Consider the following 13,084-nt stretch of genomic DNA (forward strand, 5'->3'; position numbering starts at 1 on the left):
ACACCTGGACACCTGCCGGCTCGGGAGCGGGCCGGCGCGGCGGGCTCGGCGGGCTCGGCGGACAACCGGGCCCGCCACTTCGAACGTGAACCGACATATCGAATATCGGACGTTGAGGAGCGACGACGACATGACGATCAACAGACGTACGGTGATGGCAGCGGGCGCCGCCGGAGTGGCGGCGGTCGCCGTGGGGACGGCCCCGGCGTTCGCCTCTTCGGGAGGCGCGGAACGACCGGAGGGAAGACCGGCGAAGGAGCTGTTCGGGACCCTGCCGGACGGCACACGCGTCCACCGCTGGACGGTGGCCCAGGGAGGCACCCGGCTGCGCGTGCTGTCGTACGGCGGTATCGTCCAGGCCCTCGAAATCCCCGACCGGAACGGGAGGTACGCGAACGTGTCGCTGGGGTTCGACAACCTCGACGACTACGTGGCGGGCAGCCCGTACTTCGGCGCCGTCATCGGACGCTACGGCAACCGCATAGCGCGCGGCACCTTCACGCTCGACGGCACGACGTACCGACTCCCGATCAACGACGACCCCAACAGCCTGCACGGCGGGGACAAGGGCTTCGACAAGCGGGTGTGGGACGTCGAACCGTACACGCGGGGGCGGGACACCGGCCTCACCCTGCGCTACGTCAGCGCGGACGGCGAGATGGGGTACCCCGGCACCCTGCGCGTCCGGGTCGACTACGTGCTCACCCCGCGCGGCGACTTCCGCATCGACTACGAGGCGGTCACGGACAAGGCCACCGTCGTGAACCTCACCAACCACACCTACTTCAACCTCGCCGGCGAAGGCAGTGGCAGCATCCTCGACCACACCCTGAGGATCGCCGCTTCCCGCTACACCCCCGTCGACTCCACCCTCATCCCGACCGGCGAACTCGCCAGGGTCGCGCACACCCCCTTCGACTTCCGCACCGGCAAGCCCATCGGCCGGGACATCCGCGACGCGCACCCGCAGGTCGTCTTCGGCCGCGGCTACGACCACAACTTCGTGCTCGACAAGGGACTCACCGACGCCCCGCAGCATGCCGTCACCGTGACGGAGCCCCGCTCCGGACGCGTGATGGAGATCGCGACCACCGAGCCGGGCCTGCAGTTCTACAGCGGGAACTTCCTCGACGCCACGCTGGCGGGGACCTCGGGGAAGGTCTACCGGCAGGGTGACGGCTTCTGCCTGGAGACGCAGCACTTCCCCGACTCACCCAACCAGCCGACCTTCCCGTCGACGGTGCTCCGCCCGGGACAGACCTACCGTTCGACGACGGTCCACTCCTTCACCACCCGCTGACACGGGAAGAATCTATGACTCCGGGTCGCGCAGGCGTACGGCGAGAGCGGCGATGTCGTCGTCGAGGCGTCCTCTGCTGTGGCGGAGGAGGTCGCGGTGAAGGGCCGTGAGCAGTTCGCGGGGCGCTGTCGGGGGCTGTCGACGCATCCACGTCGCCAGCGGGAAGAACTCGCCGTCGTGCGCGCGGGTCTCGGCGATCCCGTCGGTGTAGAGGAGCAGCAGGTCGCCGGGGACGAAGTCGTAGGTGTCGACGTTGTAGTGACTGCCGATCAGTTCGGCGAGGCTGAGCAGCGGCGAGGGAAGGGCGGGTTCGAGGACACGGAGCTTCCCGCGGTGCAGGAGCAACGGCGGGGGGTGTCCGCAGTTGAGGATGTCGATATGTCTTCCCTCGTGCGGGATCTCGACGAGAAGGGCGGTGGCGAAGCGCTCCATCGGCCCCTCGGGGGGAAAGGCGGCGTTGTAGCGGGTGCTGCTGGCGTCCAGCCTGCGGGCGACGTCGGTCATGTCGGCCTCGTCGTAGGCCGCCTCCCGGAAGGCGTTGACGATCGCCGCGGCCGCCCCGACCGCCGGCAGGCCCTTGCCCCGCACGTCACCGATGAGCAGCCTGAGCCCGTACGGTGTGTCGGCCGCCTCGTAGAAGTCCCCGCCGATGCGGGCCTCCGCCGCGGCCGCGAGATACAGCGACTCGATCTCGACGCTCCGGAAGCGGCGTGGCAGGGGACTCAGTACCACCTGCTGCGCCGCGTCGGCGACGAGCCGAACCTGGAAGAGGGTGCGCTCCCGCTGGAGCCGGACATGGCTTCCGTACGCGGCGGCCACGGTGACCGCGATGATTCCCGAGGCCGTCCACCACGTTCCCAGATCGGGGAAGACGAGGCTGAGACCGATCATCAGGAGGAGGCAGACCGTTCCGAGCAGCACGGTCGGAAGGACCGGCCACATGGAGGCGGCCAGGGCCGGCGCCGCGGGCAGGAGGCGACTGAAGGCCATCTCCGGCGGAGTGGCGTAGGCCAGGCCGGCGATGACAGTGGTCAGGATGACCGGCGACAACCGTACGAGTTTTCCCGGGCCGGGGAGCCGACGGAGCCGCGGGCGTCCAGACTCGATCACACCTCACAGAATATGCGCGTGACGAATGCGCAGCGCTCTGGCGAATCCGCAGAATGGCCGCCTGGGCCCCGGACCGGCTCGCTGACCTGCGACGTCCCGCGGTTCGACAGGGCCGCCCGGATGCGCGACCGGAGCCCATGGGGCCGCTCGGACCCTCAGGCCTGTTCCGCCGGGGCCAGCACCACGAAGTCGGCGTTCGCGCGGTCCAGGCATACGGCGAGCCGGCCCACACCCTCCGCGTTCTCCGGGCCCATCTGGACCGTGCCGCCGTTTGCGGTGGCCGCCGCGACCGCCGCGTCGCAGTCCTCGACGGCGAAAACGGGATGCCAGTACGGGCGCCCGCCGGCCAGGGCGAGATCGTCCTTGGACAGCTGCATCAGCCCGCCCTGCATCCGCTCCTCGGGCAGCCCGGCGGGCGTGATCAGCGTGTACGTGCCCGGGGTGCCGCCCGGCATCGGCATGTCGCTGAACTGCCAGCCGAAGACGCTTCCGTAGAAGTCCCGGGCCCCCGCGGCGTCGCTCGTGTACAGCTCGGTCCAGTTCAGCGAACCCGCCTTGTCGACCAGCTCCACGCCCGTGTTCTCGCCCGGCTGCCAGACGGCGAACTGGCCGCCCAGGGGGTCGCTGTACTGCGCCATGCGGCCCCATTCGTCGAGGTCCCGGGGCGGTACGCGCACCGTGCCGCCGGCGCGCTCGACGGCCGCGGTCGTCGCGTCCGCGTCGGCGACCGAGAAATAGATCATCCAGGCCGAGCGCGCCCCTTCCTCGGTGAGCTTGCCGAGCCCGGCGACGATCTTGCCGTCCTTCCGGAACATGCCGCCTTCCATCTCCTCCTCGCCCTGCCCCTCGGCGCCGCCCATGGACTCGTAGTCCCAGCCGAGGACGGCGCCGTAGAACGCGGCGGCGGCGCCGACATCGGGTGCGCCGAGGTCGAGCCAGCAGGGGGAGCCGGGAACGAAGTCAGTGGTGATCATGATCCTTGCCTTTCACGGGGCCCGGCGCGCACGCGAGCGACGGCCGGCGCGCGCGGGGGCGCCCCACGGGTGGAATCCGTACCACCTCTCAGCCTGACATCCGGCACTGACAGGCGCCGCTCGGCCGCCGGTCCGGGCTGAGTGTCAGACCCCCCTCGTACCGTCGAAATCGATGGGTCCGGAATCGGCCGGATCCAGGGGAGCGAGGGAGCGGTCATGGGTGAGATCAGTGTGGACAGGCGGCAGCTCGACCATCTGCTCGCGGACAGCGCGAGCGGGTACGCCGTGCCGTACCAGGAGGCGTTCGCGCGGCTCGCCGCCACGCACCGGGGGCGGCCGGTCGAGGTGATCGTGCCGTTGCTGAAGCAGGCGGCGGAGCGCGCGTTGCTCGGGTTCACCGGCGCCGATCTGGTGGATCAGGCGCGCGCGATCAGCAGCGGTGCGCCGTACGAGCTGCGGATCCGGGTGACCGGGAGATAGCGCGGGGCGCCGGCCCGTGCTTTCGCGCCCCGCGGGGCGCGACCGCCCGGGACCGCCCGTCCCCGCCTGCGACCGCCCGTCCCCACCCGGGCCGCCCGGACCCGCGGCGCCCGGACCCGCGGCGCCCGGTCAGCGGGCGGCGCGCAGCCGTTCGTGGTCGATGCCCAGTTCCCGTACGAGCGCGTCGTCGACCCACTCCAGCATCGTGGTCCGGGCGAGCGCCCCGGCGTACGAGGTCATCTGCACGGCGAGTCCGTCGAGCAGGGCGGTGAGCCGCCAGGCCGTGTCCTCTGGGTGCTCGCAGCGGAACTCGCCCGCGGCGACGCCCTCCGCGACGACCTCGGCGATGGCCGCCTTCCACTGCCGGTCGAGATCATGGGTGACCTCACGGAGCGCGGGCTCGCGCAGTGCCGCCGCCCAGCCCTCGATCCACAGGCGCCAGCCCTTGGCCTGCCCGGTCGGCGCGTACCAGCGCACCGCCGCGCGCAGCCGCCGGGTGGCGCTGCTGCGGGGCTTGCCGAGGAGCTCGCGAAGGCGCGCGAGATCGCCGCGGGCGGCGTGGGCGAAGGCCTCGCCGACGAGGAGTTCCTTCGTGGAGAAGTGATAGAGCACCAGGGAGCTGCTGACGCCGAGCTCCTTCGCGACGTCCGCGATGCGCACATTTCCGACACCGCGCGCCGAGATCTGCTCGACGGCGACGCGCAGGATCTCCGCCCGCCGTTCCTCCACGCTCAACCGGACTCTGGCCACGGGCTCACCCTATAACCGGCACGGGCGCCGTCACCGGCGGCATCGTCACGGCCGGCCGCGACCGGGAGGCCGGCCGCGACCGGGAGTCGGGCCGCGCGCGGGTGTTAGGTTCTCCGGCATGGCGGAGCACCAGGACGAGACCAGGGCGGCCTACGACGAGGTCGTCGATCTGTACGCGTCGTTGTTCGCCGACCGGCTGGAGGAACGGCCGTTCGCGCGGGCCATGATCGGCACCTTCGCCGAGCTCGTGCGGGGGACGGGGAATCCACGCGCGGCCGATGTCGGGTGCGGGCCGGGTCATCTGACGGCCATGCTCGCCGAGTGGGGGCTCGACGCCTCCGGGTTCGACCTCTCCCCGGGCATGGTCGCCCACGCCCGCCGGGCCCACCCGGACCTGCGGTTCGAAGAGGCCCGGATGGAGGCCCTGCCGGTCGGGGACGCCGCCCTCGGCGGAGTGCTGTCCCACTACTCCATGATCCACACCCCGCCCGGAGAGCTGCCGGCGCTGCTCTCCGAACAGGTGCGCGTCCTGGCACCGGGCGGCCTGCTCCTGGTCTCGTTCTTCGGCACGGACGGGTCGGACGGACCGGATCCGGTCCGCTTCGACCACAAGGTCACGCCCGCCTACAGCTGGCCGGTGGACCGCTTCGCCGGCCTTCTCGCGGACGCCGGACTCACCCCGTTCGCCCGCCTGGTCCACGACCCGGCCACCGAACGGGGCTTCCTCGACGCCCATGTGCTGGCCCGCCGGGACTAGGACCCCGTCTTACGCGTACCAGCCGAAGCGCTCCGTGATCACCGGCAGGCGGTCGGCCACCAGGCGGTGCGCCGCCACGCGCGGCGTGGTGCCGTCCTGCTCGGCCCGGGTCAGTACCTGCCCGACCAGGGCCCGCATGGAGCGCCGGATGTGGGCGAAGGCCTCGTCCGCGTCGGCGCCGATGTCGCCGAAGAGCGTCCACCACCACCAGGCGTTGGTGGCCGAGTTGACCACCACGTCGGGCAGTACGGCGATGCCGCGCGCGGCCAGCAGCTCCTCCGCCTCGGCCAGGACCGGCATGTTGGCCGCCTCCACCACCCAACGAGCCATGATCCGGGCCTGGTTGTCCGCGTCGATCGCGTACGAGACGGCCGCGGGCACGAGCACGTCGGCGTCGGCCGAAAGCCACGCGTCATCGGGGAGCTCGACGTCACCGGGCCGCAACGCGGTGCGGTCCACCGTGCCGTACGCGTCCCGGGCGGCGAGCAGCGCCTCGACGTCCAGGCCCTCAGGGCACGCCATGGTGCCCTTCACATCGGCGACGGCCACCACCCGAAGGCTGGCCCGGGCCAGGAAACGGGCGGTCGCCCCGCCCATCGTCCCGAAGCCCTGCACCGCCACCCGCGTCCCCGCGTGCGGCACGCCCGCCCGGTCGAGTGCGGTGAGCACGGACTCGGCGACCCCGCAGCCGCCCGCCAGCTCGTCCAGACCGATCCCGTCGACCTCCACCGCGAACGCGTCGGCGAGCCGCCGCCGCGCCTCCGCCTCGTCGTCGAGCAGCGGGAAGACCGCCTGCACCGACGAGACCAGACCGGCCTCCGCGGCGGCCCGGTCGACCAGGTCCTGGGTGAGCCCCAGATCCTCGCCGGTGGTCCAGAACCGCTCGACGTACGGGCCCATCGCCCGCAGATAGCGGACCAGGACGCCGTACGCCTCCGGGTCGCGCGGGTCGCAGTCGATCCCGCCCTTGGCGCCGCCCAGCGGCACGTACCGCGCGCTCGGGTCGTAGTGCAGGGCCTCCTTCATCGTCATGCCGCGGGCCAGCCCGGCGACCTCGTCGAGCGTGCAGCCGGCCCGCATCCGCAGCCCGCCGCTGGACACGCCGCGCACCAACCGGTCGATCACCAGATGTCCTTGACGACCCGTCACATGATCGGTCCAGGTGACCGAGACGAGCGGCGAGCGGGGAGTGGTGGGGGAGGGGGTCGTCATCGGGGGGACTCCTCGGGAACGGTGACGATGGTGGGGCCGGGGGTGACGAGCGCTTCGGCGAGCGCGGCGGACAGTTCCCCGGGGGTACGGGCGACGGTGCCGTGTCCGCCGTACGCGCGGGCGAGTGCGGGCAGGTCCACGGGCGGCAGGTCGACGGCCACGGGCGCGTCCCCGCGTGCCGCCATCTCCTCGCGGATCTCGCCGTAACCGCCATTGTCGAAGACCACGACCGGCAGGGTGAGCCCGAGCTGCGCGGCGGTGGCGAGCTCCTGCACGGAGAACTGCAGCCCGCCGTCCCCGCTCAGGGCCACGACCTGCCGCTCCGGACAGGCCGTCCTCGCGCCGATGGCGGCCGGCAGCGCGTAACCGAGGGTGCCGAAGCCGGTCGGGTGCAGAAAGCGGCCACCGGGGCCGACGGGCAGATGGGGGAGCGCCCCGTAGTAGCAGCACTGGGCGCTGTCGGAGGTGATCACCGCGTCCTCGGCCAGCACCCGCCGCATCGCGCGCAGATACGGCACCCAGCGCGCGTCCCGGTCGCGCGACTCGTCGTCGCGGGCGGTCCGCAGCGAAGTCACGAGCGCCCCGGCGTCCGCCTCGTCGTGACGGCCGGGGTCCACGGACGACTCCGTCCCGGTCCCGCCCATGGTGTCGAGCAGCGCGCCGAGCACCGTCCGCGCGTCGCCGAGCAGCGGGACGTCCGCCGGGAGCCCCGCGTACATCTGGGCCGGGTCGACGTCGACCCGGATGAGCCGCCCGGAGAGGGCCGGCAGCGGTCCCCACACATCGGACTCGGCCAGCTCGGTGCCGACGGCGAGCACCGCGTCGCGGTCCGCCAGCCACTTCTGCACGGCCGGACTGTGCAGGGACACGCCGAGGGACAGCGGGTGCCGCTCGTCGACCACCCCCTTGCCGTTGGCGGTCGTGACCACCGGCGCGCCGAGCAGGGCGGCGAGGGCCCGGCACTCGGCCGCCGCCGGCCGCGCACCGCCGCCGAGCACCAGGGCCGGCCGACGGGCCGCGCCCAGGACCTCCGCCGCCGCGCGCACGGCGGCCGGGTCCGGTGCCGGGGGAGCGGCGGGCGGCGCGAGCCGCGGCGGGCCGGCCGGTTCGCGGGCTTCGAGCAGGTCCAGCGGCACCTCGATGTGCACCGGCCGTGGCCGCCCGGAGCGGAACAGGGTGAAGGCGCGGGCCACCGCCGCGCCGATCTCGGCCACCGACGACACCCGGTGGCTGACCGCCGCCACGCCGCGCAGCGCCTCCGTCTGGCTGCGCATCTCGTGCAGCAGACCGGTGGACCGGCGCGGATGCCGCAGCGGCATGCCCGGCGACACCACGAGCAGCGGCACGCTGTCGGAGTACGCCTGGCCGACCGCCGCCGCGATGTTCAGCAGTGCGGGCCCGGTCGTGGTGATCGCCACCCCGGGGCGCCCGGACACCCGGGCGTACGCGTCGGCCGCGTACCCCGCGCCCTGCTCATGACGTGGCGTCACATGCCGTATGCCGTAAGGCCGGAGGTGCCGGTAGATCTCCAGGTTGTGCGTCCCTGGGATGCCGAACGCGTCCGTGACGCCGTGCGCGGCCAGCGCACGGACCACCGCCTCGCCGCCGGTGAGTACGGGGTCGGACATCGTGCCTCCGGGTGGGACGCGGTGAGGATATTGACTGAACCGTCAGTCAGTATCGGGAGCTGTGGCCGCCGCCGTCAACCGAGCTCCCGTACCGTCGCCCCTCCTCGTGACGGCAGGGGCGCCGGGGATCCCGTAGGGTCGGAAAATGGCCAAGTACTTCGATGTGCACCCGCAGTCCCCGCAGCCGCGCACCATCGGCACCGTCGTCGAGAGTCTCCGGGCCGGAGCCCTCATCGCGTACCCCACCGACTCGTGCTTCGCGCTGGGCTGTCAGATCGACAACCACGAGGGCGTCGAGCGGATCAAGTCGATCCGCAAGCTCGACGACCGGCACCACTTCACCCTGGTCTGTGAGAACTTCGCCCAGCTCGGGCAGTTCGTCCACGTCGACAACAACGTCTTCCGTGCCGTGAAGGCGGCGACCCCGGGCAACTACACCTTCATCCTCCCGGCCACCCGCGAAGTCCCGCGCCGCCTCCTGCACCCCAAGAAGAAGACCGTCGGCGTCCGGATCCCCGACCACAACGTGGCCCGGGCGCTGCTCGCCGAACTCGGCGAGCCGCTCCTCTCCAGCACCCTGCTCATGCCCGACGAGGCCGAGCCGATGACCCAGGGCTGGGAGATCAAGGACCGTCTCGACCACCTGCTCGACGCCGTCGTGGACTCCGGTGACTGCGGCACGGAGCCGACGACGGTCGTCGACTTCTCCAGCGGCGAGGCCGAGATCGTACGGCGCGGGGCGGGCGACCCCTCCCGCTTCGAGTGACCCGCCCGGGCGCCGGGCAGCCCGCGCACCGGCCGGCGCAGCCCCCGCCCGCGCCGTACGGCAGCCGCCGCACCGCCCGGCCGTCCGCTCTCCGAGGGCCCTCACGCGGCCGCTCCCCTCACCCGACCGGTATCGAGAGCGACGGGAAGGCGAAGCGGAACGGATACCGGAACTCGGCCTCGCCGCCCAGGACGACATCGGTCGCGGCGGCCACCCCCGCCGCCCGGGCGGTGCGGACGATCAGGGAGGCGACGGCGCCCGCATCGACCTCGCCCGGGCCGCCCGCGTCCACCCACCAGGGCGAACCTCCGTCGAACTCGGGCGCCCGGTGTCCGGGCGACAGTGCCTCCCGGGGAGTCCAGCCCAGGGCCGCCGCCCGCTCGCCCCGTGCGGCCTCGCCCACCTCGTACTCCGTGAAGTCCACGTACAGCCGGGTGTCGGACACGATCCCGAACAACAGGGGCGCGCCGCTGCCGGCGATCCGCCCGTACAGCCCCAGGTTCAGCGGGACGCCGAGCGCCGTCGTCACCGCCGGCAGGGAGCGCAGGAACGCGGCGAAGGTGAGCTCCAGATCCTCCCAGTTCGTCGGCCCCTCGTGCCGCGGGTGGTCCAGCTCCACGCCGGAGGACTCGCGGGTGCCGGTGACTCCGCGGCCCACGCTCTGGTACCAGTCCTCCCACGAGGCGCTGGGCTGGAGCACCAGCTCCGGGCCCGCCGCGCCCGCCCGCAGTTCCAGGGTGGTCCCGCCCAGGCGCCAGCGCAGGAACGGCCGGCCCCAGCGCGGATCCGTCCGCCGCCCGTACGGCGCGCCGAAACCGTGCGTCCCGAGGAAGGTCGCCTCGCCGAGCACCGCCCGTATCGCGTCCGCGAGACGCCGGAACTCCGCCGCCTGCACGGCCGGTTCGTCCGCCGGAACGCTCAGCGGCACCACCAGCTCCGGCGGCTCCTGAGCCACCACGGCCCGGCCCGTGAAGCCGTCGCCGCCGCCGTCCCCGCCGCCGAACCGCGCCGCGAGCCGGCCCGCCAGGGCGGACGGCCCCGGGTCCTCGGACCAGTGGATCCCGGCGCCCTCGGTGGCCAGCCACCCGGCCAGCTCCCCCGTCTCCTCATTGGTGATCATGACTCATGGATACCAGCGGCCACTGACAGCCGGGACACCCGACCTGCTGCGATGTCGGTGGGCCGGGTTAATGTGCCCTCATAGGACAAGTGGAACGACAGGACGACAAGCCGACAGGGCGCCGACGGCAGGCGCCGGCGACACGGAAGAACGGAGGCCGACCATGGGCAGACCCCGTGCCGGCCGGCCGCCGGGCACCCGGATCAACCACGACGGGCTGACCCAGCGCCAGCAGCAGATCCTCGACATCATCCGCACCCACACCCGGCGGCACGGCTTCCCGCCCTCCATGCGGGAGATCGCCGCGGGCGCCGGCCTGCTCAGCACCTCCAGCGTCTCGCACCAGATCCGGGCGCTGGAGAAGAAGGGCTTCCTGCGCCAGGACCCGCAGCGACCGCGCGCCTATGTGCTCGCGGACCGGCCCGAGGACGAGTCGGCCGAGGGCGGGCGCGAGCGGCGGCTCGAGCGCGAGGGCGAGAAGCAGGCCGTGACGGTGCCGCTGGTCGGCCGGATCGCCGCCGGTGTGCCGATCACGGCGGAGGAGATGGTCGAGGACACCCTCGTGCTGCCGGCCCAGGTCGTCGGCGCGGGCCGCCTGTTCGCCGTGACCGTCGTCGGCGACTCGATGCGCGACGCCCACATCGAGGACGGCGACGTCGTGGTCGTACGCGCGCAGGACACCGCCGACGACGGCGACATCGTCGCCGCGATGCTCGACGGCGAGGCCACCGTGAAGCGCCTGGCCCACGACGGCCCGCACGTCTGGCTGAAACCGGCCAACCCGGACTACGAGCCGATCCCGGGCGACGAGGCGGTCGTGCTCGGCAAGGTGGTGTCCGTCCTGCGCCGCCTCTGAGCCCGGAGGTACGGCTCGGGGGCCGTGGGGCTACCGGGCTACTGGCGTGTGGCTGGGCGGGTAGTCGTCGACGGTCACGGAGTTGTAGAGGCGCGCGCTCCTGGTGGTGAGGCGGACGAGGGCGCGGCTGGGGGCCGTGGGCAGGGCGGAGATCAGGCGGGCGCCCTGGGCCAGTCCCCACACGCCGAGGCGGGACGTGGGGATCAGGGTCTTCGCCGCACTCAGCGCGACCGCGCGGCTGCCGTGCACGAGCGCCGCCATCGCGCGCTCGTAGGCGGGGAAGGCACGCTCGTGGTCGCCGCCCGCCCGTGCCAGTTCTCCGGCCAGGACGTACGCGCCGACGACGGCCAGGGTGGTGCTCCCGCCGACGGCCGGGCCGGGGCAGTAGCCCGCGTCGCCGACGAGCGTCACTCTTCCCTGCGACCAGGTGTCCATACGGAGCTGGGTGATCGAGTCGAAGTAGAACGCCGGGGTGCGGTCGAGTTCGTCCAGCCAGCGGTCCACGTCGGGGTGCATACCGGCGAACGCGCCGCGCAGCAGTTCCTTCTGCCGGGGCACGTCGCGGTGGTGGCAGTCGAGTTCGCGCTCGCTCCGGAACAGGAACAACGCCCGCGCGTCGGCGAGGTGCCGCGCGCCGTACATGCCGGCGGTGCGGCCGACGCCGACGTGCATGAGCAGTTCGCCGTTGAGGCCGGAGACGTTCGGCAGGGTCAGCACCCCGAAATATGCCCCGATGAACGCGTTGCCGCGGGACTCCCCGGCGAACACGAGGCGACGCACGTTCGAGTGCAGCCCGTCCGCGCCGACGACGAGGTCGAAGCGGCGTGGCGCGCCGTTTTCGAAGCGCACCTCGCCGTCGGGCGAGATCGCGGTGATCGAGTCGCCGAAGACGTACTCGACGTCGTCGCGCGCGGCGTCGTGGTAGATCTCGCTCAGGTCGTCGCGCATGATCTCGACGTGGCGGTCGGAGGCGGCGCCGAAGATCTTGGACAGGTCCGCCCGCACGGGACGCCGTGAGCCCTCCGGGTGGACGGTCATCCGGTTCGTGGTGGTGGCCCGCTCCTGCACACGCGGGAGGACGCCCATCTTCTCCGAGATGTCCATCGCGGGCCGGAACAGGTCGACCGCGTGGCCGCCGGTCCTGCGCAGCGCCGGCGCGCGCTCGACGACGGTGACGGAGTAACCGTGCCTGGTGAGCCAGTAGGCCAGCACCGGACCGGCGACGCCGGCGCCGGAGACGAGAATCCGCATGGCACCCTTCCCCTTCACCGGTTCCCCCGTACGGCGTGGACCGCGGTGAAGGCCAGCAGGGGTGTGGCGGTCCGCGGCGGATCCTCGAGCAGGGGCGAGTGCCCGAGACCGGGCAGCAACTCGACCTTCGCGCCGGGAACGGCGTGGTAGTCGGCGGCGGATGAGGAGCGCCACCTGCGGTCGTCCTCACCGAAGATCACCAGGAGCGGTGTGCCCAGGACCGCCAGCCGGTCCGGCAGCGCCCGCTGCTCCAGGAAGGAGCGGGTGGCCGCCATCGTCGCGGTGAACGTGTGGTGGGTCATGCCGCGTACGTCGTCGAGGAGTTCTTCCGGGATCCGGTAGCCCGGACGGCTGAAGGCCGTGCTCGCGAACAGCCGGAGCTGCTCGTCGGTCGGCGGCCACTGCGCGGGGCCGATGGCGGCGGACTCCGTTGCGATGAAGGCGTCCGGGCCGGGTCCGGTGTTGATGAGCGCGAGCGCGGTCACCAGGCCGGGTCGCTGTTCGGCGAGGGCGGTGGCGACGACGCCGCCGCTGGAATGAGCGACGACCACGGCGTGCCCGACGCCGAGCCGGTCGAGTACCGCTCCGGCCCGACGTGCCTGGTCCGGGATCGCGTAGCCGCGGTCGGCCGGTTTGGCCGACCTGCCGTGCCCCAGCAGGTCCATCCGGATGACGTGGTGAGATCCGGTCAGCAGCGGAACCAGCCGGTCCCACGAGCGGGTCGAGGACGCGGACCCGTGGATGAGAAGGAGTACGGGGGCGTCGCGGGGGCCGTCCTGGCACACATGGATGTCACCGTCGTCCAGTGACAGGGTGGAACGCTCGGTGGCCCCGGTGCCGCCGTTCACGTGCGGCCTGCCGTCAGAAACAGTCATGGGCC

General features: G+C 72.8%; 13 protein-coding genes. 5 read left to right on the top strand and 8 right to left on the bottom strand.

The annotated features are described in order from the left end of the window. Window positions 1–130: 130 nt before the first annotated feature. On the top strand, window positions 131–1,300 hold the full coding sequence (locus tag AB0C73_RS22240) for an aldose epimerase family protein (protein ID WP_362532739.1): 1,170 nt from the start codon (window positions 131–133) through the stop codon (window positions 1,298–1,300). A gap of 12 nt (window positions 1,301–1,312) precedes the next feature. Here the strand turns inward: AB0C73_RS22240 and AB0C73_RS22245 are convergent, their stop codons facing one another. Together AB0C73_RS22245 and AB0C73_RS22250 are read right to left on the bottom strand one after the other, a co-directional pair. Next, window positions 1,313–2,290 (bottom strand): PP2C family protein-serine/threonine phosphatase, encoded by a 978-nt coding sequence (locus tag AB0C73_RS22245; protein WP_362532934.1) that lies wholly within the window; start codon window positions 2,288–2,290, stop codon window positions 1,313–1,315. 275 nt (window positions 2,291–2,565) lie between these two features. After that, window positions 2,566–3,384, bottom strand: a complete 819-nt coding sequence (locus tag AB0C73_RS22250; RefSeq protein WP_362532742.1) for a VOC family protein — start codon at window positions 3,382–3,384, stop codon at window positions 2,566–2,568. Window positions 3,385–3,600: 216 nt separating this feature from the next. On the opposite strand from AB0C73_RS22250, the gene AB0C73_RS22255 reads away from it, so the two are divergent. After that, complete coding sequence (locus tag AB0C73_RS22255) at window positions 3,601–3,864, top strand: hypothetical protein (protein WP_362532745.1); 264 nt, start codon at window positions 3,601–3,603, stop codon at window positions 3,862–3,864. 129 nt (window positions 3,865–3,993) lie between these two features. Here the strand turns inward: AB0C73_RS22255 and AB0C73_RS22260 are convergent, their stop codons facing one another. Continuing rightward, window positions 3,994–4,614, bottom strand: coding sequence for a TetR/AcrR family transcriptional regulator (locus AB0C73_RS22260; protein ID WP_362532748.1), 621 nt, complete (start codon window positions 4,612–4,614; stop codon window positions 3,994–3,996). A 118-nt stretch (window positions 4,615–4,732) separates the two neighbouring features. On the opposite strand from AB0C73_RS22260, the gene AB0C73_RS22265 reads away from it, so the two are divergent. Then, window positions 4,733–5,371, top strand: coding sequence for a class I SAM-dependent methyltransferase (locus AB0C73_RS22265; RefSeq protein WP_362532751.1), 639 nt, complete (start codon window positions 4,733–4,735; stop codon window positions 5,369–5,371). Window positions 5,372–5,380: 9 nt separating this feature from the next. Here AB0C73_RS22265 and AB0C73_RS22270 read toward each other — a convergent pair whose 3' ends face one another. Both AB0C73_RS22270 and AB0C73_RS22275 read right to left on the bottom strand, forming a co-directional pair. Next, window positions 5,381–6,583: a Glu/Leu/Phe/Val dehydrogenase dimerization domain-containing protein gene (locus AB0C73_RS22270; RefSeq protein ID WP_362532754.1), complete on the bottom strand. Its 1,203-nt coding sequence runs from the start codon at window positions 6,581–6,583 to the stop codon at window positions 5,381–5,383. After that, the gene (locus AB0C73_RS22275) at window positions 6,580–8,211 is read right to left on the bottom strand and encodes a thiamine pyrophosphate-dependent enzyme (RefSeq protein ID WP_362532757.1); all 1,632 of its coding nucleotides are present in this window, start codon (window positions 8,209–8,211) and stop codon (window positions 6,580–6,582) included. The genes AB0C73_RS22270 and AB0C73_RS22275 overlap by 4 nt, the downstream gene beginning before the upstream one ends. 145 nt (window positions 8,212–8,356) lie before the next feature. Here AB0C73_RS22275 and AB0C73_RS22280 point away from each other — a divergent pair, with 145 nt between their 5' ends. Continuing rightward, on the top strand, window positions 8,357–8,977 hold the full coding sequence (locus tag AB0C73_RS22280; protein ID WP_362532760.1) for an L-threonylcarbamoyladenylate synthase: 621 nt from the start codon (window positions 8,357–8,359) through the stop codon (window positions 8,975–8,977). 118 nt (window positions 8,978–9,095) lie between these two features. Here the strand turns inward: AB0C73_RS22280 and AB0C73_RS22285 are convergent, their stop codons facing one another. Next, entirely contained in the window at window positions 9,096–10,097 is a 1,002-nt protein-coding gene (locus AB0C73_RS22285; protein ID WP_362532763.1) for a hypothetical protein, read from the bottom strand. Window positions 10,098–10,260: 163 nt separating this feature from the next. On the opposite strand from AB0C73_RS22285, the gene lexA reads away from it, so the two are divergent. Further along, complete coding sequence (gene lexA, locus AB0C73_RS22290; protein ID WP_362532766.1) at window positions 10,261–10,953, top strand: transcriptional repressor LexA; 693 nt, start codon at window positions 10,261–10,263, stop codon at window positions 10,951–10,953. A gap of 30 nt (window positions 10,954–10,983) precedes the next feature. Here lexA and AB0C73_RS22295 read toward each other — a convergent pair whose 3' ends face one another. Both AB0C73_RS22295 and AB0C73_RS22300 read right to left on the bottom strand, forming a co-directional pair. Continuing rightward, complete coding sequence (locus tag AB0C73_RS22295) at window positions 10,984–12,204, bottom strand: FAD-dependent monooxygenase (RefSeq protein ID WP_362532769.1); 1,221 nt, start codon at window positions 12,202–12,204, stop codon at window positions 10,984–10,986. A 14-nt stretch (window positions 12,205–12,218) separates the two neighbouring features. Then, entirely contained in the window at window positions 12,219–13,079 is an 861-nt protein-coding gene (locus AB0C73_RS22300) for an alpha/beta hydrolase (RefSeq protein ID WP_362532771.1), read from the bottom strand. Window positions 13,080–13,084 lie beyond the last annotated feature (5 nt).

Source organism: Streptomyces sp. NPDC048623 (genome assembly GCF_040650755.1).
GTDB lineage: Bacteria > Actinomycetota > Actinomycetes > Streptomycetales > Streptomycetaceae > Streptomyces.

What these genes read in the sequence shown, in the direction of transcription:
- AB0C73_RS22255 (WP_362532745.1), top strand. Translation starts at nt 3,601, where the DNA reads ATGGGTGAGATCAGTGTGGACAGGCGGCAGCTCGACCATCTGCTCGCG.
- AB0C73_RS22300 (WP_362532771.1), bottom strand. Translation starts at nt 13,079, where the DNA reads ATGACTGTTTCTGACGGCAGGCCGCACGTGAACGGCGGCACCGGGGCC.
- AB0C73_RS22275 (WP_362532757.1), bottom strand. Translation starts at nt 8,211, where the DNA reads ATGTCCGACCCCGTACTCACCGGCGGCGAGGCGGTGGTCCGTGCGCTG.
- AB0C73_RS22245 (WP_362532934.1), bottom strand. Translation starts at nt 2,290, where the DNA reads ATGGCCTTCAGTCGCCTCCTGCCCGCGGCGCCGGCCCTGGCCGCCTCC.
- AB0C73_RS22280 (WP_362532760.1), top strand. Translation starts at nt 8,357, where the DNA reads ATGGCCAAGTACTTCGATGTGCACCCGCAGTCCCCGCAGCCGCGCACC.
- AB0C73_RS22285 (WP_362532763.1), bottom strand. Translation starts at nt 10,097, where the DNA reads ATGATCACCAATGAGGAGACGGGGGAGCTGGCCGGGTGGCTGGCCACC.
- lexA (WP_362532766.1), top strand. Translation starts at nt 10,261, where the DNA reads ATGGGCAGACCCCGTGCCGGCCGGCCGCCGGGCACCCGGATCAACCAC.
- AB0C73_RS22265 (WP_362532751.1), top strand. Translation starts at nt 4,733, where the DNA reads ATGGCGGAGCACCAGGACGAGACCAGGGCGGCCTACGACGAGGTCGTC.
- AB0C73_RS22250 (WP_362532742.1), bottom strand. Translation starts at nt 3,384, where the DNA reads ATGATCACCACTGACTTCGTTCCCGGCTCCCCCTGCTGGCTCGACCTC.
- AB0C73_RS22240 (WP_362532739.1), top strand. Translation starts at nt 131, where the DNA reads ATGACGATCAACAGACGTACGGTGATGGCAGCGGGCGCCGCCGGAGTG.
- AB0C73_RS22295 (WP_362532769.1), bottom strand. Translation starts at nt 12,204, where the DNA reads ATGCGGATTCTCGTCTCCGGCGCCGGCGTCGCCGGTCCGGTGCTGGCC.
- AB0C73_RS22270 (WP_362532754.1), bottom strand. Translation starts at nt 6,583, where the DNA reads ATGACGACCCCCTCCCCCACCACTCCCCGCTCGCCGCTCGTCTCGGTC.